The organism is Plesiocystis pacifica SIR-1 (genome assembly GCF_000170895.1).
In the GTDB taxonomy this organism is placed as follows: Bacteria; Myxococcota_A; Polyangia; order Nannocystales; family Nannocystaceae; genus Plesiocystis; species Plesiocystis pacifica.
This window is the reverse complement of the sequence record NZ_ABCS01000004.1, coordinates 25335-50026: the sequence shown is the minus strand read 5'-3', so window position 1 is coordinate 50026 and position 24692 is coordinate 25335. Positions and strand designations below refer to the sequence as shown.

General features: G+C 69.9%; 19 protein-coding genes and 1 tRNA gene. 4 read left to right on the top strand and 16 right to left on the bottom strand.

What is annotated here, in order from left to right; translation table 11 throughout:
- Positions 1-479: 479 nt before the first annotated feature.
- From PPSIR1_RS03165 to PPSIR1_RS03140, 5 genes are all read right to left on the bottom strand, one after another.
- A complete protein-coding gene (locus tag PPSIR1_RS03165; RefSeq protein ID WP_006969534.1) occupies positions 480-1799 on the bottom strand; it encodes a tetratricopeptide repeat protein in 1320 nt (439 codons plus the stop codon).
- A gap of 93 nt (positions 1800-1892) precedes the next feature.
- Positions 1893-2174 (bottom strand): hypothetical protein, encoded by a 282-nt coding sequence (locus tag PPSIR1_RS03160; protein WP_006969533.1) that lies wholly within the window; start codon positions 2172-2174, stop codon positions 1893-1895.
- 21 nt (positions 2175-2195) lie between these two features.
- Positions 2196-3842 carry a hypothetical protein gene (locus PPSIR1_RS41690; RefSeq protein WP_006969532.1) on the bottom strand — a complete coding sequence of 549 codons (1647 nt, stop codon included), beginning with the start codon at positions 3840-3842 and terminating at the stop codon, positions 2196-2198.
- A gap of 222 nt (positions 3843-4064) precedes the next feature.
- The gene (locus PPSIR1_RS03145; RefSeq protein WP_006969531.1) at positions 4065-7196 is read right to left on the bottom strand and encodes an efflux RND transporter permease subunit; all 3132 of its coding nucleotides are present in this window, start codon (positions 7194-7196) and stop codon (positions 4065-4067) included.
- A complete protein-coding gene (locus PPSIR1_RS03140; protein WP_006969530.1) occupies positions 7193-8368 on the bottom strand; it encodes an efflux RND transporter periplasmic adaptor subunit in 1176 nt (391 codons plus the stop codon). Before PPSIR1_RS03140 ends, PPSIR1_RS03145 begins: the two co-directional genes overlap by 4 nt.
- A gap of 277 nt (positions 8369-8645) precedes the next feature.
- Between PPSIR1_RS03140 and PPSIR1_RS03135 the strand changes: the two genes are divergently transcribed.
- Positions 8646-9272: a hypothetical protein gene (locus tag PPSIR1_RS03135; RefSeq protein ID WP_157595155.1), complete on the top strand. Its 627-nt coding sequence runs from the start codon at positions 8646-8648 to the stop codon at positions 9270-9272.
- A gap of 20 nt (positions 9273-9292) precedes the next feature.
- Here the strand turns inward: PPSIR1_RS03135 and PPSIR1_RS03130 are convergent, their stop codons facing one another.
- The 4 genes from PPSIR1_RS03130 to PPSIR1_RS03115 all read right to left on the bottom strand — a co-directional run bounded on the left by PPSIR1_RS03130 (position 9293) and on the right by PPSIR1_RS03115 (position 13589).
- The gene (locus PPSIR1_RS03130) at positions 9293-9754 is read right to left on the bottom strand and encodes a hypothetical protein (protein WP_006969528.1); all 462 of its coding nucleotides are present in this window, start codon (positions 9752-9754) and stop codon (positions 9293-9295) included.
- 154 nt (positions 9755-9908) lie between these two features.
- Positions 9909-11141 carry an RNA polymerase sigma factor gene (locus PPSIR1_RS03125; protein WP_006969527.1) on the bottom strand — a complete coding sequence of 411 codons (1233 nt, stop codon included), beginning with the start codon at positions 11139-11141 and terminating at the stop codon, positions 9909-9911.
- Positions 11138-11485, bottom strand: coding sequence for a YciI family protein (locus PPSIR1_RS03120; protein WP_006969526.1), 348 nt, complete (start codon positions 11483-11485; stop codon positions 11138-11140). The genes PPSIR1_RS03125 and PPSIR1_RS03120 overlap by 4 nt, the downstream gene beginning before the upstream one ends.
- A gap of 124 nt (positions 11486-11609) precedes the next feature.
- A complete protein-coding gene (locus PPSIR1_RS03115; RefSeq protein WP_006969525.1) occupies positions 11610-13589 on the bottom strand; it encodes an NHL repeat-containing protein in 1980 nt (659 codons plus the stop codon).
- Between the two features lie 318 nt (positions 13590-13907).
- Between PPSIR1_RS03115 and PPSIR1_RS03110 the strand changes: the two genes are divergently transcribed.
- On the top strand, positions 13908-17918 hold the full coding sequence (locus PPSIR1_RS03110; RefSeq protein ID WP_006969524.1) for a thrombospondin type 3 repeat-containing protein: 4011 nt from the start codon (positions 13908-13910) through the stop codon (positions 17916-17918).
- A gap of 17 nt (positions 17919-17935) precedes the next feature.
- Here PPSIR1_RS03110 and PPSIR1_RS03105 read toward each other — a convergent pair whose 3' ends face one another.
- The 6 genes from PPSIR1_RS03105 to PPSIR1_RS03080 all read right to left on the bottom strand — a co-directional run bounded on the left by PPSIR1_RS03105 (position 17936) and on the right by PPSIR1_RS03080 (position 21447).
- Positions 17936-18250, bottom strand: a complete 315-nt coding sequence (locus tag PPSIR1_RS03105; protein ID WP_006969523.1) for a DUF1272 domain-containing protein — start codon at positions 18248-18250, stop codon at positions 17936-17938.
- 78 nt (positions 18251-18328) lie between these two features.
- The gene (locus PPSIR1_RS03100) at positions 18329-19315 is read right to left on the bottom strand and encodes a GlxA family transcriptional regulator (RefSeq protein WP_045115305.1); all 987 of its coding nucleotides are present in this window, start codon (positions 19313-19315) and stop codon (positions 18329-18331) included.
- A 78-nt stretch (positions 19316-19393) separates the two neighbouring features.
- Positions 19394-19467, bottom strand: a tRNA-Met gene (locus tag PPSIR1_RS03095).
- Positions 19468-19687: 220 nt separating this feature from the next.
- The gene (locus tag PPSIR1_RS03090; protein ID WP_157595152.1) at positions 19688-20329 is read right to left on the bottom strand and encodes a Coq4 family protein; all 642 of its coding nucleotides are present in this window, start codon (positions 20327-20329) and stop codon (positions 19688-19690) included.
- A 159-nt stretch (positions 20330-20488) separates the two neighbouring features.
- A complete protein-coding gene (locus tag PPSIR1_RS03085) occupies positions 20489-20881 on the bottom strand; it encodes an AgmX/PglI C-terminal domain-containing protein (RefSeq protein ID WP_006969520.1) in 393 nt (130 codons plus the stop codon).
- The gene (locus PPSIR1_RS03080) at positions 20881-21447 is read right to left on the bottom strand and encodes an OmpA family protein (RefSeq protein WP_006969519.1); all 567 of its coding nucleotides are present in this window, start codon (positions 21445-21447) and stop codon (positions 20881-20883) included. Before PPSIR1_RS03080 ends, PPSIR1_RS03085 begins: the two co-directional genes overlap by 1 nt.
- A gap of 94 nt (positions 21448-21541) precedes the next feature.
- Between PPSIR1_RS03080 and PPSIR1_RS03075 the strand changes: the two genes are divergently transcribed.
- The gene (locus tag PPSIR1_RS03075) at positions 21542-22231 is read left to right on the top strand and encodes a metallophosphatase domain-containing protein (protein ID WP_006969518.1); all 690 of its coding nucleotides are present in this window, start codon (positions 21542-21544) and stop codon (positions 22229-22231) included.
- A 201-nt stretch (positions 22232-22432) separates the two neighbouring features.
- Positions 22433-23215, top strand: a complete 783-nt coding sequence (locus PPSIR1_RS03070; protein WP_157595151.1) for a hypothetical protein — start codon at positions 22433-22435, stop codon at positions 23213-23215.
- A gap of 77 nt (positions 23216-23292) precedes the next feature.
- On the opposite strand, the gene PPSIR1_RS41685 is transcribed toward PPSIR1_RS03070, so the two are convergent.
- Entirely contained in the window at positions 23293-24612 is a 1320-nt protein-coding gene (locus PPSIR1_RS41685) for a peptidylprolyl isomerase (RefSeq protein ID WP_198154443.1), read from the bottom strand.
- Positions 24613-24692 lie beyond the last annotated feature (80 nt).

Below are 24692 nucleotides of genomic sequence, written 5' to 3'. Positions count from 1 at the left end.
ATAATTTTGTCGTGTTCATATCTATGCATTGACGACACCTCGACCGAAACTTTTGACACACCATTCCCCATGAGGGAACGCCAACCCAATGAGTTCTCGACCGAACTAACCCATCACACCGAAGCTGACTATTAGCATTTCCGAGATTTAAAGCACGTTCACTTGGTGCACTCGCATCACCGCGTTCGACCCATGCGACTCGACTTGATCATCGCTACGGCGAGCTTACAGGTCGAGCATGGGCGGTCGCGTCGCAAGTAGCACTCACCAAATCGTGCGCTCGACAACACGAACAATCCTACCTGGACACCACGTGCACACGGGTCGAGCCCTACGTTCGCGTAGGGACGTGCGTTTGGTCCGGGCGACCTCGCTGCCTGGCACCCCGACACGTGCGCGCTCGTGTCCCGAGACTGTCTGTCCGGACACTGCCGCTTGCTCCGTGAAGCCGCGACGGACGAGAACGGGCGAGGCGCCCGTCAGATGGCCTTGGGCAGGCTGTGCGGCCCCTCGTCGAAGAGCACGCCGTAGAAGTAGGTCCGCACCGCCGCGTCGGCCTTGCCCTCCTTGACCACCTTGGACATCACGATCTGGTCCGGCCCGTAGCCGAGCTCTGCCGAGAACTTCCCGGTCTGGGTGCCGATCTCGAAGTTCAAGTTGGTGATGATCGGGTCGGTGCAGCGGGTCTTGTCGCCCACGCGCTGGCAGACGATCACGCCCTCGGCGTCGATCACGTCCTCCTCGATGGGCTCGTCGCCGAGCTCGTCGTCCCACAGCCGCTCGTAGAGGTGCTCGGCGTAGCCGATGACCAGGAAGGGGCCGCCCTCGGCCTCGACGACCTTGAGCTCGAGGCGATCGACGCTCTGGTGGACCTCCTCGCCGCGGGCGTCCATCAGCGCCGAGGCGTAGACGTGCCAGTCGGACTCGCCGGTGCGCACGGCCGGGTGGTAGCAGTTGGTCGAGCCGTCGCCGACCTCGAACACGCCCCAGCTCCCGTCCCCGGGGGCGATGAAGTTGCACTCCTCGGGGACGCACAGCCCGTCCTTGGGGTACTGGGCGCACACGTCCTCGGCGGTGCCGGACAGCAGGCTGATCAGGTGCAGGCTGTCGACGCTCCCGGGCGGGCCGTCGGGCGGGTCGAGCTCGGGCGCGACGTCGCCGAGGGCGTCGAGGCGGCCCTGGATCTCGGCGCGCAGGCCCTCGTCCGGCTTCAGCGCGAGGGCCTCGCGGTAGTAGTGGGCCGCGTCGTTGTTCTTGCCCTCCTTCTCGGCGTACTGGCCCACGCGGTCGAGGAGGGTGACCTTCATGGCGTCGTCGTCAGCCGTCAGCTTGGCCGCGAGCTTGGTGTGGTGCACGGCCGCGACCCAGTCCCCGGCCTTGGCCTCGAGCTCGCCGGCCTCGATGAGCGCCGGGCGGTAGTGGGGGTCGAGCTTCAGCAGCGCCTCGTACTTGGCCACGGCCGCCTCGGTGTCCCCCGCCTCCCCGAGCTTCCGAGCCTCGGCCAGCAGCGCGACCATCTCGTCGTGGGTCTTCTTGACCGCCGCCGGATCGTGCTCGAGCTGATCCTTGCTGCGCCGGTCGGCGAGCTCCTGGTCGTCGGGGTGGAGCGCGGCCGCCTTGGCGTCGCCGCCCTTTTTGGCCGCGCTGCCCTCCCCGTCTTTGGTCTCGGCCTTGGCCGCGTCGGTCTTCGCGGCGTCGGTCTTCGCCTCGGCGTCCTTGGTCTCGGCCTCGCCCTTGTCACAAGCGGCGAGCAGCGAGAGTGCGAGCAGTGCGGTCGGGATGGAGCGAGAGCGGAGCACGGCGGCATTGTCGAGCCCCGCTCGCCCTCAATGCAAGGGCAGAGGTGCTCGAGACGGCACCTTCCGACAAACGACCGCTCGCGGGCGGCTCGGCTACCCCGTCTCCGTCGTCCCGCCAGTGTCTGTCGTCTCCGTCGTCCCCTCGGTCTCCGTCGTGTCCGTCGACCCTTCAGTCTCCGTCGTCCCTTCGGTCTCCGTTCCGGCCGTGTCCGTCGTCCCCTCGGTCTCCGTCGTCCCCTCAGTCTCCGTCGTCCCCTCGGTCTCCGTCGTCCCCTCGGTCTCCGTCTCCGTTCCGGCCGTCTCCGTCGAGCCGCTCTCGTTCCCATCTCCGTCCACGACGGCGCACCCCGAGAGCAGCGCGAGCAACACACTCATTGAAAGTCGCTTCATGTCGTCCTACCCGCGAATCAAGGTCAAGAGGTCGAGGTTTCCGCCCAGACCCAGCACGAAGCTCACCACGAGCTCGTCGTCATTGTCGCCCGAGACGTTGGCCAGGCCAAAGCCGACCCCCAGCAAGATCGACACGTAGGCGTTGGGCGTGATGCCCAGCCCGAGCGCGGTCACCCCGGTGACCCCGAGGCGGGTGCGCTCGAGATCGCCCGGGCTGCTCTCGACGGGCAGCGTCGACTTGAAGGTGAGCGGATAGCCCACCCACATCCCGAAGGTCCGGCTCATACAGTTCGCCGGGAGGTCTTCGTACCAGCCCACCACCGTCGACTGCATGCTCCCCGCCAGCATCTCCTCGGCGTCGTCGATGGCGTAGCTGATCGGCTCACCGTCCACCTCGAGCTCGACCTTGGACTCGCCCTTGGCCTTGGCCGCGGCGATGCGCTTGGCCGTCTCGAGCTGATCGAGGGTGAGGCCATCGAGCTCGTCGTAGGTGTTTGGCGAGGGGCTGAGCAGCCCCCCCGCGCGCACGAGCATGGCTTCGACCGTGCTCTCCGTCCGCAGCCGCCCGAGCGCGCTCGCAAGCGGGTCACTGATCAGGAGCTTGCGATCCTTCGGGGACGGTCCGCGCATCCTCCTGCCGTCCCCGTGCCTGAGCACCCCGTTGCGCTTGGCCTCGAGCTTCTCGTCGATTTCCGCGAGCAGCTTCGCCGCTTTCTTCCAAGGGTCTTCGCACTCGCAATCCGCTGGCGGGTCCTCTCCCCACACAGTCACCTCAGCTGCGACCTTGGCCACCTCCGCAGCCTTGGCGGCCTTCTCCGCCTCCTCCTTCGCCGTCTTCGCCGTCGCGGCCGCCCGCTCCGCTGTCCGCTTCGCCTCCGCTGCCTTCTTCTCCGCGGCCGGCTTGCCCGCTGCGTCCGCCGCCTGCAGGGCCGCGCTCGCGTCCTCCGCCAGCTCGTCCGCCGCGTCCTTCGCTGCCGCTGCCTTCGTTGCCAGCGTCGCCTTGTCCGCTGCGTCCTGCTCGGCCTGCTTCGCCGCTCTGACCCGCTTTGGCCGCGTACCCTCGACCGCGTTCGAGATCGCCAGCAACTCGTCGTAGAGCTTCTCGATCTTCTGCAAGGTCTGGCGATCCGCCCGAATGTTCAGCGACGTCGGCGGGCTCCACCCCGGATCGGCCACGACCACCTCCAGCAGCCGGACCATGCGACGCTTGGCTCGCGCCTTGGCCGACTCGTCGGCGGCGATCTGAGCCGCGGCGATGGACGAGGGTCCGGCGTACTTGTTCGCGCAGTAGATGTTGACCTGCGGCTTCTCGGTCCAGTACGCCGGGTTGAACATGATGTAGGGCATCGCCCCGACCCCTGGCGTCGAGTAAAAGCGAGGCCCCTCGTCGCCCTGCTCCATGTGCAAGGGGAAGTAGGTCGTCAGCGCCGTCCCTCCGGTCACACCGTAGCGAATCAGCTTGCCCGCCCTGGCCGACTCGAGCGCCTGCTTGGCCTGCTTGGCCTCCGCCTCCGCGTCGTCGGCCCGCTCCTTCGCCGCCTCGGCCTCCGCCTTGGCAGCCTCGGCCTCGCCCTCGGCGACGAGGGTCTTCTTTTGCTCCTCCAGGACCTCCCGAGACGGTGAATCCAGAGTCTCAGTCGGCTCCGAGTTCACCGTCGCAGGGTCACTCGCCTCCGCGTTCGAGTCGGCGCCACCGCTGGGCTCTGGGGCCGCCCACGCGGACGTACCCATGGTCATGAGTCCAAGCACCGCCACCGCTGGCGACAACCCCCTCTTCGAATATCTCGATCCCACCCTTCGATCTTGCCAACACCACCTCGGACCCGCAATTGCGATTCCTGAATCCACGCACGAACATCCTGCGGGGCCGAGCGCTCAAGCGTCGCCATTTCGGCGCGCCCGCCTGGCCGCGCGCCTGCGTTCGCCCTTGCGCCGGATCACGTAGAGCGAGGGCACCAGCACCAAGGTGATCGAGGTCGCGAAGATCAGCCCGTAGCCCAGCGCCAGGGACATCGGCGAGAGCAGGGCGTCCCGCCCCCCCAGGCCGTAGGCCGTGGGCATGACCCCGGCGACGGTCGTCAGCGTGGTCAAGAGCACGGGCCGCAGGCGCTCCGAGGCGATCTGCGCGACCTCGCGGATCAACTCCCCGACCTCGCCCTCGCCCAGCCCCGTGCGGTTGAGGGAGGTGACCATCACGATGGAGTCGTTGACGACCACGCCCGAGAGCCCGGTGACGCCGAGCAGCGCGAACAAGGAGATGGGGATGCCGTGGGTGGCGTAGGCCCAGACCACGCCGATGAGGCCCAGGGGCACGGCCGAGACCACGAACAGGGCCTGGGTCAGGGAGCCGGTCAGCAGCATCACGACCATGACGATGCCGATCAGCGCCAGGCCCAGGACCATGGGCATCTCGCCGAGGGTCTCGTCGGTCTTGGTCGCCTCGCCGCCCACATAGACGCGCAGGCTCGGGCTCGAGCGCTCGCCGCCCTCGTAGAGCGGGATCAGCTCGGCCCCGACCGTCGCCGCGATGGACTTCGAGGTCTCCCCCGAGCTCGGCTCGATGCTGCCGACGATGGTCGTGGTCCGCACGCCGTCGCGGTGGTGGTAGGCCGCGAGGGCGTCGACCTCGACGGGCTCGACGAACTTGCGCAGGGCGTGGAGGCGCCCGTCGGCCCCGCGCACGGGCGTGGCCAGGAGCATGTCGAGGTCCGCCCGCGCGTCGGCCGAAAAGCGCACGCGGATGTCCACGTTCTCGTCGAGGTTCTGGAGCTCGGTGACCGGGAGGCCGAAGAAGGCCGCCTTGACCGTGCGCGAGACCGTGTCGACGCCGACCTGCTCGAGGGCCATGCGCTGGTGATCGAGGCGCAGGTCGATCTGCCGGATGCCCGGGCGCTGGTCGCTCTCGAGGTCGATGATCCCGCGTCCGCCCTCGAGGTAGTTTTGGACCTCCAGCGCGACCCGGCGCCGCTCGGCGTCGTCGTTGCTCGACACGTGGATCTGCACCGGCCTGCCCAGCGGCGGCCCGATGACCTTGGCCTCGTAGACCAGCTCGAGCTCCTCGGGGACGTGCAGCTCCTGCTTGACCCGGGCGATCCAGGCCTGGGCCGAGTAGCCGCGCTCGTTCTCCAGGTAGACGCTGATGTGGGCCTCGTGGTCGGCCGAGCCCACGGCCCGGGCGATCAGTCGGGTCTCTTGATGGCCGACCCGCGCGGTCATGCCCTCGAGGTCCTCGCCGATGATCTGCGGCAGCTGCTGCTCGAGGTTGCGGACCAGCGCCTCGGTGCGCTCGATGGGCGTGCCCAGGGGCGCGCGGATCTTGATGTAGAAGGCGTCCGAGTCGTCCTGGGGGAACAGCGCCACCGGCATGGACGTGGCCATGTAGTAGACGGTGCCGATGAACAGGCCCACGAAGGCCAGGGCGATCACCCCGCCCCGGGGCAGGACCCGCTCGAGCACCCCGGCGTAGGCCTGCTCGAGGGCGACGACGAAGCGCGCCTTGGGCCGGGGCTTCTTGGGCTTCTCGCCATGCCCCACGATGTGGCTGGGCAGGATGAAGAAGCACTCGAACAGCGAGACGATCAGGGTCAGGATGACGATCGCCGGGATCGCCCAGGAGAACTTGCCCGGGATGCCGCCGAGCAGGAACAGGGGCGAGAAGGCCAGGATGGTCGTCAGCGAGGAGCCGATCACCGGGATGGCCATCTCCCGGGTGCCGAGCACCGCGGCCTCGTGGGGGTCGACGCCGGCCTCGAGGTGGAAGGCGATGCGCTCGGCGATGATGATCGCGTCGTCGACGACGATGCCGATCACGAGCACGAAGCCCGCCAGCGAGATCATGTTGATCGAGATGCCGATCGCCGGCAAGAACGCGGCCACACCGAGCAGGGCGAAGGGCAGGCCGAAGGCGACCCAAAAGGCCACCCGCCCGCTCAGGAACAGCAAGAGCACCGCCAGGACCAGGACCACGCCGCCCACGCCGTTGGTGATGACCACGTCGAGGCGGTTGCGGGTCAGCCGCGAAGCGTCGTTGTAGGTGCGGACGGTGACCGACTCGGGCAGCGCGGTCTGCTCGAGCACGGCGTAGACCGCGTCGACGGTGTCGAGGATGTCGGCGCTCTCGCGCTTGCGGATGATGAGGTTGGCGCTGCGCTCCCCCTCGGCGTGGACGCGCATGCCGATGTCCTCGCGGGTCACCCGGACCTCGGCGACGTCGCGGATCCGCAGCGCTCCGCCGGTGCCCGGGGGCGCGCCAGGAGCGAGGGTGCTGCGGTCCTGAAAGCGCAGGATCGTGTCGCCGACCTCGCCCGCGTCGCGGTACTCGCCCGACAGCACGACCTGGCGCTGGACCGGGTAGGCGGTCAGCTTGCCCCCGGTGCTCGCCAGGTTGCGGCGCTGGAGCGCGGCCATGACCTCGTCGAGGGTGACCTGCTGGGCCCGGGCGCGGACGGGGTCGAGGAGCACCTCGATCTCCGGGTCGCCCATGCCGATCTCCTCGACGGAGCCGATCCCCGGGATGGCCTCGATGCGCGGCGTGAGCGTGTCGAGGGCCTCGCGCAGCGCCGCGTCCGGGCCGCTGACCGCGACCTCGAGCACGGCGCGCTTGGCCGGGTTGAAGCGCGAGAGCACCGGCGGGATCTCGAGGTCCGGCGGCAGGTCGGGGATGGCGTCGACGGCCTTTTGCAGCTCGCGCTCGACCTCCTGCACCTCGCTGGCGTCGAGGTCCTCGTAGAGGCTGACGACGATGCGCGAGACCCCCTCGCTCGACACCGAGGTGTACTCGTCGACGCCGTCGACCTTGCTGATCTGCTCCTCGAGGGGCTGGGTGAGCTTGGCCTCGACGTCGGCCGGCGACGCGCCCGGCAGGAAGGTCGTGACGATCACCTCGTTGATGGTCACGGCCGGGAAGCCCTCGCGCTGGCTGCGACCGATGATCAGCAGGCCGATCGCGAGCACCGCGATGGTGATCACGTGGACCAGCGTCGGGCGATCGAGGAAGAAGCGGATCATGGGGTAGGGGCTGGGGCCGGGTCGGGAGTCTGCCCGGGAGCGTTGGCGAGGGGCATGGGCGCCGCTGCTTTGGGGTCGCCAGACTCGACGATCACGCCGTCGGCGAGGGCATGGAGCGCAGAGGTGACGACGCGCTCGCCTCCTTCGAGGCCGCCGAGGATCTCGACGACCGCGTCGCCGTAGGCCCCCACGCGCACGGGGACGAGGCGCGCGACGCCGCGGTCGAGCTGTGCCTCGCCGCCCGGCGTCGACTCGTCCCCGCCCTCGAACACGAACACGGCGAGCTGACCTCCCCGCCGCGTCAGCGACGAGCGCGGCACCAGGACCTGCTCCCGAGCCTTGCGCAGGGGCAGCTCGACCGTCGCCACCATGCCGCCGCGGATGCGCGCGTCGGCGTTGTCGACGTGGTACTCGACCGTGAACAGGCCGGTCATCGGATCGGCGGACGGAGCCAGCGCGGCGAAGCGGGCCGCGACGGCCTCTCCGCCCAGGTCTTCGATGCGCGCCTGGGCCTCGGCCTCCTGATCCAGGCGCCCGATCTCGCTGCCCGCCAGGCCGACCTGCACGCGGACCTTCGACAGATCGACGACGTCGAGGAGCGGCGTGCCCGGGCCGATGACGTCGCCCTGGTCGACGACCCGGCGCGCGACGATGCCAGCGATGGGAGCGGTGATGCGCGTGTCTCGGGTCGAGCGTCGGGCCGAGCCGAGGTTGGCCTTGGCCCCCGCGAGCGCGGCCTCGGCCCGCTCGAGGCGGTTGTCCGCGGCCTCGAGCTGCGCCGCGGGCAGGCTGCCCTTTTGGGCCAGGGCGCGCTTGCGCTCCGCGTCGCTGCGGGCGAGTTCGACGTCCCGCTCGAGGGCGTCGACCTGGGCCGAGGCCCCGGACACCGCCAGGCGCTGGCGCGAGCCATCGATCTTCAACAGCGCGTCCCCGACCTCGACCACGTCGCCGTTGTCTACGGACACGGACAGCACCCTCCCGCCCGCCTCGGCGCGCAGGTTGGTCTCCTGCCAGGGGCTCGTGATCCCGGTCGCCGTGACCTCACGCTCGAGCCGACCGACCCTCGCCTGGGAGGTGTCGACGCGGATCGCTGCCTCCCCCGGATCACGCACGGGCTGGTCCGGCGCGGGCGCCTCCCCCTTGCCCGTGCAGCCGACCACCGCGGCGGCCACGACCAGGAGCCGAGCCCGCTCGAATAGCGCTCGGAACGTTGATCCGTGGCGAGCGAGCTCCATCGGAGAGTTGATGGCACGGGTCGCGAGGCCGGTCAACACGGCGCCGGCAGTCAGGGCCAAAAACCGCGCTCTCACCCACCTCCCACCAATTTGAAATGAAGGCTCGACGGTGGAGCCAGTCCATTGGATCGTCATGCGGTCCGCCGTGCGCCCTCTGCCCCCTTCAGCCCCTCGTCCCGCCTCGCGCCTCGCCCCCCTCGCAGCGGGTGCGGCCATGGCATGCTTGCTGCTCCCAGCGACCGCCCACGCAGGCAAAAAGCGCAGCAAGCCCAAGCGCCGCGGCGGCCAGGCCGAGGTCCTCGCCGGCGCCTCCGCGTGCCTCCCCGGCCCCGGAGATTGCAAGGACGACTCCCTGGGCAAGACCGCCCCCTCGGTCGGCATGGCCTTCGACATCGGCTACCGGGCCCACCCCGGCTTCTTCATCGGCGCGGGCTACCAGGTCGGCTGGTTCAACCCCACCTGGTCCCTCGAGGACGACCAGCCCGAGTTCAGCAACGCCTACCAGCAAGGGATCTTCGGCGTGCTCCGGGGCTACTGGTCGCTGTGGCGCTTCGACATCGGCTTCGAGCTCGCCCCGGGCTGGTCGCGCCAGACCTTCGTGCGCAGCGAGGGCGACACCCGCCACTACTCCCAGGGCTTCGCCCTGCGCCCCGGCCTGTCTCTGGACATCTTCGTCAGCCGGCACGTATTCCTGGGCGCCAAGGCGGACGTGATCTTCAACCTCCACCGGCAGATCTGCGAACGCACCGGCAACGACACGATCTGCGAGGGCGGCCTGGACATTCGCCAGGCTCGGGTCCACCAGTTGATCGGTGGCGTCCACGTGGGCGGGGTATTTTAGGGGTCGATGGGGCCCGCTCGTCACCATTGGCAGCAGCAATTGACGGTCTTGCCGAAGGTGTTCAGCTCGTCGTCGCAGCCGATCTCCAGCGGAGTGGCCGCGTCCTTGATCGCGGCATCGCACAGCGCGTCGGCTTCTTCCTGCAGGGCGTAGTCCCAGGCAAAAGCGGTCGCTCCTTCGCAGTCGAGCGGCGCACACACGCCGCCATCGTTGGCACAAATCTCCGCGCAGGTCCCCGCGGCCAGATGGCAGAAGGTCAATCTCCCTTGGCACTCGCCGTCGACGCACTCACCAATGCCCAGGGGCCCGATACACTTGAGGTCCTCCTCGCCGCAGTGCCAGGGGTCGTCCATCGAATGCTCGGCCCCAGCATCAGCGCCGGGGCTCTCGACTTGGGTGTCGAGGCCTTCGTCTGGGATACCCGGGGGACTGCGGGCGAGAACGACCAACATCGCGGCGAGCAGGCTTGGGTTGAGCTTCATCAGAACGTCCAGGGTCGAGAAGGAAAGGCACGGGCAGGCATCAAGCTCGCGCCGAAGCGGTCGCTGGGGCAAACACCGAGCAGATGATCTGGCGAGACCTGGATCCACAAACTCCCGTCACAGCCCAAGCTCAACAGCCCTCACAGCTAGGCTTTCACTTTACCAGGCGCCGGAGCAAGAGCTCCCGAACCGCCTCACTCGGCGCGCTCGCCAACGCGGCCGCCCGCCACCGCGCGGCCTCGTTGGCCTCCCCCGCGCGGCGACACAGATCCGCCAGCGTCGCCGACCACAGCACCGAGCCCTCCAGCCAGGTCGGCGGAGCCCGGTCCCGCACGAGCTCCAGCCCCGCCTCGGCCCCGCGCCACTGGGCGAGCGCGAGGGCCCGGTTCAAGCGATGCAAGGGCGAGCGCGACACCACCTCGAGCTGCTCGTAGAGCGTGGCGATGCGCTCCCAGTCGGTCGCCTCGAAGGACGGCGCCATCGCGTGCTCGGCCGCGATCCCGGCCTCGAGGTGGTAGCGCGTGAGCGCATCGCCAGACGCCGACGCGGCCAGCCAACACATCCCCTCTGCGATGTCGTCTGGGTTCCAGGCGCTCCGATCCTGCTCGGACAAGAGCAACAGGCCGCCGCCCTCCCCGGTGCGCGCCGACAGTCGAGCGCGGTGCAGAAACATCAGAGCCACGAGCGCCGACGAGGCAGGATCGCCGACCTCGTGGCGCGCCAGCATCACCCCCAAGCGGATGGCCTCGGAGCACAGCTCGCGGCGGATGGCGAGCTCGGGATGGGTCGAGAGGTGCCCCTCGGTGAACAGCAGGTAGAGGGTCGCCTGCACGGCCGGCCTGCGACGGCGCAAGCTCTCGAGCCCGGCCTCGAAGATGCGCTCGCGCCCCTGCGCGTTCAGCTGCTTCCGGGCCCGCGCCAGCCGCTTGTAGACGGCCGCCTCGCCGCTAAAGGTCCGCTGCGCGATCTCGGCGACGCTCAGGCCACACAGCGTCTTGAGGGCGAGGGCCAGCTGGGCCTCGATGGCCAGCGCAGGGTCGCAGCAGACAAAGAGCATGCGCAGCTGATCGTCGTCGATCTCCGAGCCGAGCCGCACCCGGGGTGACGGCTCCAAAGAGGGCTCCGTCCCAGCCTGGCTCGCCAGCAGCCGGGCCCGATTCCCCCGGGTCCGCAGCTCCCCCGTCAGCGCGTTGTGGGCGACCGTCCACAGCCACGCCGAGGGGTTGCGCGGCTCGCCGCTGCGCGGCCAGGTCTCGACCGCCCGGAGCAGCGCGGTCGAGGCCGCGTCCTCCGCCAGCTCGAGGACCTCGACCCCAAAGCGGCGGCTCAGTCCGGCCACGAGCCTGGCGTACTCGCGGCGAAAGAAGGTTGGGCTGACGCTGCTCACGCGCCCGGGACGTGGATCTCGATGACCTCGACGCCAGAGCCCGGGCGCACCAGGCCTGGGCACGCGCCGGCGATCGTCGCCGCCGCCTCGAGGTCCTCGGCCTCGACGATCATGTAGCCGCCGACGAGCTCCTTGACCTCCACGAAGGGGCCGTCAGCGCTCTCGGCCGAGACGACCTTGCCAGAGCCGAGCTTGCCCCCGAGGTCGACGAGGCTCGCGGCGTGGCGCTCCCGCCAGGCGTTGAATTGGGCGTACATGTCGGCCATCTGCGCCGGGGACGGCTTGGCCGAGTTGGCGCTGTCGGGGGACGGGAGCTTGCGCTGGAGACACAGGAACTTGGGCATGGTGATGGGTCCTTTCGTGCCGGAATTCGAAGGCACGACCCTTGACGCGTGACCCGGGCGGTCTTGGACATCTCGGCGGATTTTTTGGGCAGATTTTTTGGCCGGTCGCCTGCGCCTCGTCGCGCTACTGCGCGCAGGCGCGGCGGTAGGTGTGGGTCCAGTAGCGCCCATGGACAACCACGCCGTCCTCGGCGGGGATGATCTGGTGGATCCAAGAAGCGTCGAGCACCGCGGGCTCCGTCCCCCAGCCCTCGCTCGCCGCCCCCTCTGGACCGTGGCGGTGGAGCTGGTGCGGCTCGCCGGGTTCTTGGGACTGGACGACGCCCCAAGCGTAGCCCTGCCCGTCTCCGGCCAGCGGGTCGAAGTCCGGGATGTCGTCGGTGATCGAGGTCCAGTTCGCTCCGTCGAAGCGGTGGGTCTCGTAGACGATCTCCGGGAAGTCCCAGCCCTCGGGGTAGCTGACCCGGGCCACGGCCTCGTCGCCTGCTTGGACGAAGGCGACCACGCTCATGTCCTCCACGTCGCCGAGCAAGGGCTCACCGAGGGTCGTCCACTCCGCCCCCTGCCAGCGCCGCACGAGGCCGTCCGTCCCGATGATGTGCGTGGCCGAGCCGTCGTGGATCGAGCCCGCGACCGCGGGCACCCCCTCGTCGGCGCCGAGGACCTCGGTCCAGCTCTGCCCGTCGTAGCGCCACGCCCGAGCCACGCCCGCGTCGCTCTCGAAGGCCCACACGTCCTCGGGCCCGCTCCCGCGCAGCTGCGAGGGGTTGCCGTCGGGCTGCCAGCTGGCCTTGTCGAGGGCGCCGCCCTGCCAGCGCCACAGCTCGACGACGCCCGTGTCGCTGTCGGAGCCGATCAGCACCCAGCCCTGGTCCGCGCCCTCGGGGAAGAGGTCGACGACCTCGGGCTCGCCTCCGTCGATGGCGGGCGCCACGAAGCTCTCGACCCAGCGACCCGTGGACGCGCCCTCGGGCACGAAGCCCGCGATGTCGGGAACGGGCGCGTCGAGCTCCCAGCGAAGCACCCGATCGCCGACGACCTCGAAGGCCGCGTCGACCCCCGCCGCCTGGCCGCGGCTCGGGAACGCGGACTCGAAGGCCGCGCGGACCTCAACAGTCACGGGGTCGGCGGCCTCGAGGTCGACGACGAACAGCTCCGGGCCGCCCGCGAGCATCATCAGGGCGCCAGCCGGGCCGTCGCCGCCCTCGGTGCGCGCGTAGCCCAGCTCCTCGCCGGTCGCCCGCAGGGTCGGGAGCTCGGCGCCGCCGGTCCACGTGTAGAGCGACGCTTCCCCGTAGTCGCCCTGGGCGTAGACCGCGATGCCCTCGCTCGCTGGGGAGATGTGCGCGCGGTAGGCCGAGGCGCCCGCGGGCGCGACGGTCCAGGTCCCGCCAGCGTCGCGGCGCGCGAACACCATGTTCGCCTGGGCCCCGACCAGCCACAGCGCGCCCTCGTCGTCGAGCCACAGCTCGTCGGGCTCGAGGCCGTCGACGTCGAGGAGCTCGACCGCCCACTCCCCGTCGGCGCTGGGCAGGTGAGCGACCGCGCCGTCGAGACCCGCCGCCCACAGCTCGCCGTCGGGGCCCACGGCCAGGGCGTTGGCCTCGGCGACCTCGCTGGGGACCGCGCCGTGCTGAATCCAGGAGTCGCCGTCGTACTCGAACACGTAGCTGTCGGCGATCGCCCACGGGCCCGGGCCGGTGCCGGGCTGATCGGGCAGCACGATCTGGCCCGGGGTGACGCTCAGGCTCAGGCTCAGGCTCTCGCCGTCCCAGTGCCGCAAACCACCGGAGCCGGCGAGCCACGCGTCGTCGACACTGCGCGCCTCGAGCAGCCAGCCGTTGAGGTCTTCGAGGCCATGGACGAAGCGCAGGCTCTGCCCGTCGTCGACGAGCATGCTGCCCTCGCCGTAGGCCAGGGTCTGCACGCCGTCGGACCACAGCACGCGCATGTCGGGGTAGGCCGTGCGCGTCGAGGTCCAGCCCTTGGCCTCGAGCTCTTCGTCGGAGCACGGCGGCCCGCCGTCTTCGCCGACCTCGTCCCCCGCCTCGTCGTCGCCATCGACCCCGCCGCCCCCCGGGCCGCAACCGAGCGACGCAGACACGGCGAGGACTCCCAGTCCGACCAAGACCGAGCGCGCTCCGTGCTCTCTCAAAAAGACCATGGGCCGATTCTACTCTCTGGCCCTGACGGATTCCCTCGGTAGGACCCGGTTTTGGGGACGGGGCGAGCCCACTCCTTCTTTGTCGCCGAAGCCAAGCCCAGAGAACCCCGAGCCTCGCGGGCGAGCGAGGGCCGAGTGGTGTAAGTCGTCTCGAGCGCTCCGGTTGGCTCCCGGAGGTAGCCAATGTCGATTCGTCGCGGACTCCAAACCAGGCCCCGGGTTTCCACTTTCAGACTCAGCAGCGCGGCGCTGGGTACCGTGATCGTCAGCGCCGTTCCCTTGACGGGCTGCCTGTCCGACAGCGACTGCGGCGTTTGTGATCCCAACAAGCTGGTGCTCGAGAGCATCACCGCGGTCAACTACGAGAACCGCAAGGTCCACCGCCTGACCCCCGACGTATCCGAGGGCCAGTACTTCATCGACTCGATCACCGACTGCCTCGAGACCGAGGAGGCCCTCGCCAACCCGCGCGGCGAGGACGAATACTGCAAGCTCTCGCCCCTGATCACCGGCAGCGGCCTCGAGTTCGTGTTCAACAACCTGCTCGAGGCGACCTCCGTCGAGCTCGTGCGCCGGGACCCGAGCAACCCGCAGCTGTTCGAGGTCTACGACTGGAAGAGCCGGATCGCCGCCATCGAGGGCCCGATCACCCGCTTCAACGGCGACTACGTCGAGCAGCCCGGGGAAGACCCGGACACGGTCGCGCGCGCGATCAACCTCAGCTGCGTCGAGAACCTCCGCGCCATGGGTCAGGACTTCGACCACGAGGTGCTCGACGACGACCCGCTGATCTGCGAGGGCTTCTACACGGCCAGCGACGGCCGGCGCCTGCCCCTGCGCATGCAAGAGTCCGGCGAGACCAAGTCCTACGCCGGCGAGACGGACTGGCGCGTGGCCAGCTGCTCGGCCCCCAGCGAAGGCCCGGACACCTGCTGCTCGGCCTGCGACTACGAGCTCTCGGTCAACGTCGCCAAGTACGGCGCGACCGCCAGCGGCGGGCGCCGGGACCCCTTCGCCGCCGACGCCAACGCCCAGCCCATCGCCTGCGACCCGACCGGCGACGTCTACACCGAGTGCGCCGACTTCGTGGCCTCCGTCGACCGCGAGTTCGAGACCAACCGCTACCTCTACGAGTGGTTGGGCGAGACCCGGGAGTGGCGGCTGCCGCTGTCGGACAAGCTGCGGGAGACCCACCCAGCGCTGCGGCCCGCGGGCGCCGAGCCGGTCGGCGCGCCCTGCCAGACCGACGCCGACTGCGACGAGGCCCTCGGCGGAGACGCGGGCGCGGCCTGCATCGGCACCGACCCCGAGGGCCAGCTGTGCGCCGCCGAGACCGAAGGCTGCGCCGACGCCCACTGCAAGGCCGAGTGGTTCGCGACCTGCTCCAGCCAGGCCGACACCACCGGCGGGGCCTTCTGCGTGGATCGCCGCTTCCGCGAGCGCGGGGCCGGGGGCTGCTACGTCGCCACCGAAGAATTCCAGTCCTGCGAGACCGACGGGACCTGCACCACCTGGGAGGCCGGCCGGCGCCTCGCCTACTGCGACTCTGGCGAGTTCCCCAACGGCGTGCTCGCGGCCAGCGAGTGCTGCCAGGCCAACCTGGGCGCGGCCGAGGACGGGGGCGCCTGCGACCCCCTGTTCCAGCCCAACCTGCGCCCGGTGCAGCGCTTCGATCGCGACCAGACCCTGCCGGCCGAGACCCGCTCGTGCTTTTGCGGCGACCCCAGCCAGCAGCCCGACTACTGCGCCCGGCAGATCGAACAATTTTGCACGGCGCCGTGGGGCTCGCTCGAGCGCCACGACGGGGCGAGCAACGAGGACGCCTACGTCACCCGCTTCGTGACCAAGGTCGGCGGCGTGGTCTACGACCCGGCCCTCAAGGGCGTGCTCTTCCTGCCCGGCGATCTCGGCAACCAGCCGCGCTCGGCGGTCGAGTCCTGCGCCGAGGTCACGACCACGCCCTCGGACATGATCGGCGGGCGCAACCCCCAAGACGGGTGGCGCATGCACGACAACGCCTTCTTCGAGACCTACGAGAACTTCGACCGCGGGATGTGCTCGGGCTCGAAGTACACCGTCCGCTTCTCGAGCGAGGGGCAGTTCATCCGCGACAAGGTCGGCAACGTGCTGAGCACCGACGAGCTCAGCTACGCCTTCGAGACCCCGGAATTCCACGTCGTCCCCGACACCGGCTACCCCACGGACAACCTGCGCATCGGGGCGTGCTCGGACTTCGGCATCCGGCTGTCCAACAAGTACGACCTGTCGCCGAACAACACCAAGAAGATCGAGCTGGTCCAGCTCAGCCGCGTCGCCGATCCCAACGCCACGGACGAGTTCGGCGAGAGCTGCAGCACGAGCAACGAGCCCGAGTGCTGGGCGGAGGACTTCGTCGTCGCCGGCGGCCCGCGCTGCACCCTCGACAAGGACGAGGTCGTCGCCGACCAGCTCGGGGCCGGCGATGATCTCAGCGCCGTCCCCCCCTGCCTGATCGTCGACGTGAGCGGGCAAAACGAGGGCCGCCTCGGCGTGTTCCTCGACAACGTCAACTTCCTCAAGCAGCTGTTCCACTTCGACGAGGACGACCCCAGCAAGAACGTCGACTCCTGGGGCCGCGACGTGACCGGGCGCTACCGCCTGCGCGTGCCGGGCCTCGAGGGCGTCGAGCGCTTCGCCGACCTCGACCTCGACGACCCCGAGGACCGCGCGGCCTACGACGCGGCCTTCCACGACGTGTGCGGGATGCCGCTGATCACCACCGGCGGCCAGGGCTACGAGGACTTCTACTACGACTTCACCATCGACGAGCCCAAGTGCAAGGAGGACCCGGACGGCGACGGGGTCGAGCTGTCCTGCGACAACGCGCGCCAGCACACCAACCCCTTCCAGTTCGACGAGGACCTCGACGGCTACGGCGACATCGTCGACAAGTGCCAGCTGACCCCGGGCACCACGAACACCGCCGACTCGGACCGCGACGGCATCGGCAACGACTGCGACCGCTGCCAGTCCACCGCCGACAGCTACAACATCGACGGCCTGGCCATGGACCCGGCGTTCATGGTCCGCAACATCCCGGACCAGACCGACACGGACCGCGACGGCATCGGCGACGTGTGTGACAACTGCATCTGGACGCCGAACTGCAGCGTGTTCGGCGAGGACAACCCGCACACCGTCGGCACCCCCGTGCCCGCCGACAGCTCGGTCTGCCAGGCCGACGAGAACGCCAACATGATCGGCGAGGCCTGCGAGGACCCGGACACCAACCTGGGCCTGCAGATCAACGCCTGGGCCGCGGGGCCCATCGGCTTCGGCAACGACGACGACTTCGATCAGGACGGCCTGAGCAACGTCGACGACGCCTGCCCGCGCCAGCCCGTCGCCCCGGGCGAGCCGATCAGCTGCGCTTCGGACACGGACTGCCCGACCTACAGCACCTGCGAGGACACCGGCTACTGCGACCACGTCGACTCCGACGACGACGAAGTCGGCGACATCTGCGACACCTGCCCGGCCAAGAGCAACCCGCTGCAGATCGTCGAAGGCGGCGCGCAGGAGGACGACAAGGACGGCGACTTCATCGGCGCCGACTGTGAGGCCGGCGACACCTGCCGCGGCGCCCGGGACCCCCGCCCCTACGCCTTCATGGAGGTCTCCGTCAACGGCCTGTGCTGCACCACGCAGTGGCCTGGCGACGGGGCCTACGGCGAGCAGCGCCCCGACGGCTCGTGGGAGTGCGAGGGCCCCTGCGACCCCGACGGCTTCCCGATCAAGGCCGACTGCGAGGACGAGGCCGACCTCGCCTTCGACGTCCCCGACGGGATCAAGTGCCGCTCGATCCCCGCCCCGGTGCTCTCGGTCCCCGGCATGGTCAACCTGCCCGAGGGTTGCCAGGAGGCCCTCGACGCCGCGGGCCTGTGCGACCCGGGCAAGGATCCGAACTGCCCCGACGACCCCGACTCGACCGCGTCCAACCGACGCCTGCGCCTCGACGACGTCCCCGACCCCGACCAGCTGTGGGACAAGATGTGCTGGCTGCCGCAGTGGGACCAGGACTTCGACGGCCTCGGCGACACCTGCGACCTGTGCCCCTTCGCCTTCGACCCCTTCAACGAGACCTTCACCTCTGAGGCCACCGGGGTCGTCATCGACAACGTCGGCAAGTACTGCGCCGGCGAGTACAGCCCCGACGCCCTGTGTGCCGACCAGGCCGATGACGAGGCGGAGACCGAGACGGGCACGGAGGGCGACACCACCGAAGGCTGAGCGACGAGGGTCGTGGGTCAACGTTCGTCGGGCGCGAGGTGCTCGACGCTCGCCACGACCTGCTCGATCTCCGGCGCCGAAAAGGGCGTGTGCACCCGGCGAGTGCTCGCCGGGTGCACCCCCAGCCCGAGGCGCCTGTCCGGATTCCACGACCGCCGCGGTCGCACCGGTCGCCGCTCGAAGCCGCCGCCGCACTTGGGGCACACGTTTCGCAAGGTGCCGGTCGCACAGTCCGCGCAGTAGGTGCACTCGTAGGTGCAGATTCGGGCCTCCGCGCTCTCGGGCGGGAGGTCCTTGTCGCACAGCTCGCAGTTGGGCCGTAGTTCGAGCATGGACGGAACGCTAGCGGCCCTCCCCGCTGGCGGGTACGTCTTTCCCATGTCCAAACTCGCCAAGCCCACGCGGGGCCCTCAGCGCGCGACGCCGAAGCTCTCCCGGTAGCGCCCGGGCGAGGTCCCAAAGCGCTCCCGGAAGGCCTTGGAGAAGGCCTCGGGGGAGGCGAAGCCAGCGGTCCCCGCGATCACCTTCAGCTCCAGCTGCGTGTCGTGCAGCAGCTCGCGGGCGCGCTCGAGCCTCACGGTCCGCAGCAGCCGCGCCGGGCTCATGGCGAAGGTCTCGTGGCAGCGCCGGTGCAGGGTGCGGACCGACATCTTCATCCGGGCGGCCATGGCCTCGACCGAGATCGCGCCCTCGCTGTCGTTCTCGAGCCACGCGAGCAGGTCCAGCATCTCGCCCCCGGCCGCCCGCGTCTGCAGGTCCATCACCCCAGAGAACTGGGACTGCCCGCCGTGGCGAACCATGAACACCACGAGCTGACGGGCCACGCGGAGGGCGAGGGCCGACCCGAGGTCGCGGCTGACGATGGCCAGGCTCATGTCGACGCCGGACAAGACCCCCGCGGAAGACCAGTGCTTGCCGTCCTCGACGTAGAGGGCGTCCTCGGCGACGTGGGTGTCCGGGTGGCGCTCGCGGAGCTCTTCGACAGCGGCCCAGTGGGTCGTCGCCTCGCGCCCGTCGAGGAGCCCGAGGGCGCCCGAGAAGAACGCCCCGGAGCACACCGAGGCGGTCCGTCGCGCCCGCTTGGACGCCTTGCGCAGCCACGCCATGAAGCGCGCGTCGTTCAGCGCAGCGGCGCGCGCCTGCTTGCAGCCGCCGGGCAGGATCAAGGTGTCGATCGTCCTCGGGGCGTCGCGCACCGGGTCCGCCTGCAGCGGGAGGCCCACGCTGGTCTGGACCCGCGCTCGCGCCGTACTCGAGACGTAGTGGAGCGCGTAGAAGGTCCGCCCCAGCTGCCGGTTGGCCTCCGCCAGGACCTCTGCTGGGCCGGCCACGTCGAGGAGCAACACGCCGTCGTAGAGCGCGAAGACGACGCGATGCCGCTTGGCAGCTTTGGACATGGCATCATCATAGCTGACGAGGCCGTCCACGTCCGTCGAGTCCGCAGGCGCCGACGCGCGCGCGGTGGGCAATGTCGATTGCGGGGGCCGGATTCGAACCGGCGTGCTCGGGATTATGAGCCCCGCGAGGGAACCTGCTCCTCTACCCCGCGATGAACCACCACGCGGGCGTCGTTCACCTCGAACTGCGACGGGTTGTCGACGATGGTCTAGCTTGGCGCTCTGGCAGCCACGTCCACCATACGGGCGGAGCCTGGCTCAGACGCGCCTGCCAAGGGCGCGACACCCCTGGATTAGTGCAGCTGCGCGCGAAGTCAAGGACGGGAATTTGAAAAAGTTGGCGAGCCCATCGCTCGGCGTGGGCCCGCCAACTCAGCCTGCGAGGCCGAGCTCCGCCCGCACCTCGTCGAGGGGCCGCTCGAAGTGTCGCTCGAGCGGCATGGCGAGCAGGTCGTCGAGGGCCCTGCCCAAGCGAAAGCCCCGAGCCAGCGCGCGGAAGGTCTCGCCCACGCGGCGCGGCGCCATCAGGGGCAGCGCGACCAAGGCCAGCGGCGCGTACAGCCAGAAGATCCACGCCAGGCGCTGACCCAAGACGAAGCCGAACACCCCGGCCTCGCCGGGCACGTCGGGGCCGTAGCCCAAGAGCACGTGGTACATGTCGTGGACGAGGGCGTAGCGAGCCCAGTGGCTGCTGCGCTCGAGCACCGCCGCGGGGAAGTCCTCGCTGACCACGAAGGGCTCGAGCGCGTTGTCGTCGAGGAAGCGGGCATAGGCGCCGCCGAAGGTGTCCGCGGGCATGGCCCGGAGCGCGTCCATGTCGAGGCTGGGGATCAGCGGGTCGAGGACCCGCATCGCCTCCGCGGAGCGGGGCTTGGTGGGCGTGAACACGTCGGCCTTGTAGACGGCGGCGTCGCCGTTCAAGGTCCCCGCCCGGACCAGGCGCCGGAAGGCACGAAAGCTGTCGAGGCGGGTGAAGGTGGGCGCGGCGGCGGCGGGCGCGAGAGGCTGAGACATCAAAACTGACTCCTTTTCTTCTTGGAGTCAGTTTGGATCATCCGGGCCGGGGCGCTAGCAAAATCGGCCGAAAATCGCATGCAGGGGCCCAAAGGGCACTGACGAGAACACCACCTGAGCGTCCTCGCTTCAAAAAATGACCTCCAGATGGCAGATGCGTCAGTTTGCAGTCACTGCGCTGCCGCGGAAGCTGAAGCGGAAGCTCGCCTCGCCGTCGCGCTGGTCGGGCTCGGCCAGGCGCAGCCCCTCGAGGGCCCCGAGGGCACAGGTCGCGAGGGTGTCGCTGACCGTCGAGTGGTTGCGGTCCCACTCGAGCTGGGTCACCCGACCGCTCTCCTTCTCGACCACGAAGCGCACGGTCAGCGTACCGATGGCGTCCCGGTTGAGGCGCAGCTCTCGGTTGTAGCAGGCCTGCAGCTCGGCGGTGCGCGTGTCGAGGAGGGCCGAGGTGTCGGCCTGGTAGGTCGCGGTGTCGCGGGCGAGGCCGCTGCACGCGGACAGGCCGAGCACGAGGCCGAGGCCGACGAGCGAGAGAGGGCGCAGCGCGGACATCAGTCGACCTTGTCCTCGGTCTCGACCCGCGACAGCCCGGTGCTCGGGTCCGTGATGGTTCGGGTCTCGGTGTAGGCCTGGCGCACGATCACGAACTCCACCCGCCGGTTTTGGCCGCGCCCTTCCTCGGTCTCGTTGTCGGCGATGGGTCGGTCCTCGCCGAAGCCCTCGGCCTCGAGGCGCGCCTCGGGCACGCCGCCTTTTTTGACCAGGTGAGCGCGCACGGCCTCGGCCCGGCGCTGCGAGAGCTCGAGGTTGTGGTCGGCCTCTCCTTCGGCGCTGGCGTGGCCCTCGACGCGGATCAGCTCGATGCGCGGGTTGTCGAGGATGACCTGCGCGACCTCGGCGAGCAGGTCGTGGGAGACCCGCTGGATCTTGGCGGCGTCGTACTCGAACGCGATCTTCTCGTGGATGACGATCTTGTCGTCGGTGACCTCGACGCGCGCGTCGACCTTGGGCGGCTCGGGAGGCGGCGGCAGCTCGGTGGCCTCGATGACCTTGGCGCTCTCGCCCTCGAACACCCGCGGGCCGCAGGCGCTCAGGCTGACGAGCGCTGCGACCAGCACCGCAGGGCAGCCCATGGCACGCGCTCGGCCGCTTCCGCCTGGGTCCGACACGCGCTCACCCTATCATGGCCCTGCCAGACCCACGCCCACGCCCATGCCCGACTCCCGACCCGACCACCTCCGCCTCGTGCTGATCAGCGACACCCACGGCCACGACGACTTCCCGGTGCCACCGGGGGACGTGTTGATCCACGCGGGCGACGGGTGCAAGCGAGGCAGCCTCGACGAGGCGCGGGCCTGGGGCGACTTCCTCCGCGCCCAGCCCCACCCGCACAAGATCGTCGTCGCCGGCAACCACGACCGCTGCTTCGAGAGTCAGCTCGACGAGGCCGCGGGCCACTTCCACGACCTGACCTTCCTCCACGACAGCGGCTCGGAGCTCGACGGCCTGGGCGTGTGGGGCTCGCCGTGGCAGCCGTGGTTCTTGAACTGGGCCTTCAACCTCCAGCGCGGCCCCGAGTTGGCCGAGAAGTGGGCGCTGATCCCCGAGACCACGGACATACTCGTCACCCACGGGCCGCCCATGGGGGTCCTCGACCAGACGGTGACGGGCGAGGCGGTCGGCTGCGCGGACCTGATGGCGCGCCTGGAGGTGGTCCGCCCGCGGGTGCACGTGTTCGGCCACATCCACGAGGGCTACGGCACGGCGCACGTCGACCACGGCGCGGGGCCAGGCACGCTGTGCGTCAACGCGAGCACCTGCACCCTCGCCTACCGAGCGACCAACCCGGCGGTGGTCGTCGACTTGCCCCTCGATCGCAGCTTGCCCGCGCGCGTGGTCTAGCAGTCGCCCACCCCGGCCGCGCCGGGACCCATGATCCACGAAAGCATCGTCCACGGACTCAGCTGGCGTTGAACCCGTGGGCGGCTGCCTTGCTCGGTAGGCTTTTCGAAAAAATCGGCGCGAAGCGTCAACACTTCAGCACCTTTTGAGACTTCACCTGTCCGGGAGCTCCGCCGCGGCGAGGCGCCCGGCCTGAAGCTCATGACGACTCGCAGTTTTTGTTTACGTGTTCATGCGCGCGGCGCCCAGCCCGCGATGGCCTGCCTCGGCGCTCTCTTTGTCTGCCAGCTCGGCTGCGCGCCCGTCGAAGGGGGAGGGAGCTCCGAGGGCGAAGAGCTCGGCGCGGACTCGACCGCCGGTGAAGACGAGCAGGGAGAGCAAGACTCGAGCTGGCTCGAGACGGACGAGGGCGAGACCGAGGGCAGCGAGGAGATCGAGCTCGCCAACGTCGAGGGGCCCTGCACGAACAGCGACAGCTTGACGGCGACGGAGCCCACGGAAGACCAGAGCTACCTCGCCGTCGCGCTGACCCCACCGGCCTTCCCCTTCGAGGTCACGCGCGTGCGCTACCGGCTCCTGGGCGAGGACATGAACCCCGACTGCAACAGCCAGCAGGCCCACACCATGATGGTCTTCGTCCGGGACGAGCAGGGTATGCCCGCTTCGCCCTCGATGGCGGAGCCCATGGAGTTTCACGCCGTCGAGGCCGATCCAAACTCCCTCAGCGGCCGGGACGTCGCGATCGAGCTCGACGCCCCCATCGTGCTGGAGGAGGGCGAGGCGATCGTCGTGGCCGTGGAGCTCAAGACCCTGCCCGACCTCTCGGACAAGATCTGCGTGCGCGCTTGCGCGGATGGACCTTGGCCGCTGGAGACGAACTACTGGAGCGGCGAGAGCACGGAGCCCTACGCGTGGGCGGACACGGTCGCGGACTACGACCTCCAGTGGAACATGGTGATGATGGCCTACGGCGCGGCGCTGTGAGGCGAACGCGGGCGAGAATTGACGAAGGCCGCCCGGCGTCGATCGACGCGGAGCGGCCTCGCTAGCGAGCGCGGGGCTCACTTGGGGGGCGTCGCGGGAGCCTCTCCCTTGGGCGCGGCCGGGGCCGGAGCAGCCCCGCCGTCGGCCTTGGCGCCCTCAGCCGGGGGCGCCTTGTCGCCAGCGGGCGGGGGCGCCTCGTCGCCGGGAGGCGGCCCGCCGTGGCCGTGCGGGTCGGCGCCGTGGGGGCCTCCGCGAGGCGCCGGGCCGTTGGGGCGGGCGCCGGGCGGGTGGCCCTGACGCTGCTGCTTTTGGGCCTTCTTGCGCCGCTCCGCCCGGGGGTCGGGGCCGAGGGCCTTCTCCATGTGGTTCTCGACCGCGTAGCTCTCGAGCAGGCTCTCCTTGAGGTCGCGGCGACCTTGGTGGAGCTTGCGGGCCGAGAGGCGCTCGCGGAGCTGATCCTCGAGGGCCTCGATGGGCAGCTCGCCGGGGGCGTACTTGCCCTCGACCTTGATGATGTGGAAGCCGAACTTGGTCTTGACCGGCTTGCTGACCTCGCCGGGCTCGAGGGTGAAGGCGGCGTCGGAGAACTCCTCGACCATGCGATCGGCGGCGAAGATGCCCAGGTCCCCGCCCTTGCGCGCGCTCGGGCCCTCGGACAGCTCGATGGCCAGCTGGGCGAAGTCGGCACCCTCGGCCGAGGCCTTGGCGTAGATCTCCTCGGCCTTCTTCAGGGCCGCCTCCTCCCACTCCTTCTTCTGCGCCTCGGTGGGCTCGGGCACGGGCTCGCCGGGGGCGGGCTTTTGCTCGGGGCCGACGCGGATCAGGATGTGGCGGGCGCGCACGCGCTCCTTGTCCTTGGTGTAGTTCGGCTTGACCTTCTCGTACTCGCCGGCGATCTCCTCGTCGGTCACGGCCAGCTTGCCGTCGGCCTCGAGCACGGCGCGCTCGAGCAGCTCGGCGACGTAGAGCTGACGCAAGCTCTCCTCGCTCTCGCCGCGGCGGCGCAGGTGCTTCTCCCAGTCCTTGATGCCCCGCTTTTGGGCGTCCTCGCGCTGCTGCAGCTCAGCCTTGTCGTAGGCGATGCTGCGCTTTTTGGCCTCCTGACGCAGGATCTCCTGGTAGATGAGGCGGTCGACGATGGACTTGCGGTAGCGGCGATCCGCGGTCTTGGGGATGTCGCGGTTGCGGTCGGCGTACTTTTGCAGCTTGAGGTCGTAGATGCTGTGGAACAGCTCGCCGGTGATCACGACGTCGTTGACCTTGGCGACGGGGTCGGGGATGGCCGGGAGCTCGCTGTTGCCTGCGGCTGCGCTGTCCCCTCCCTCCTCGGCTTGGGTGACCTCGGTTCCGTCGGCCTTCTTGGGCTGCGGCGCCTTGGTGCAGGCGGACAGGCTCATGAACACGACGGTGGAAAGACTGAGCGAGATGAGACCAATACGGCGCATGATGACTCGTACTCCGGGGGGCTGGAGGTGCT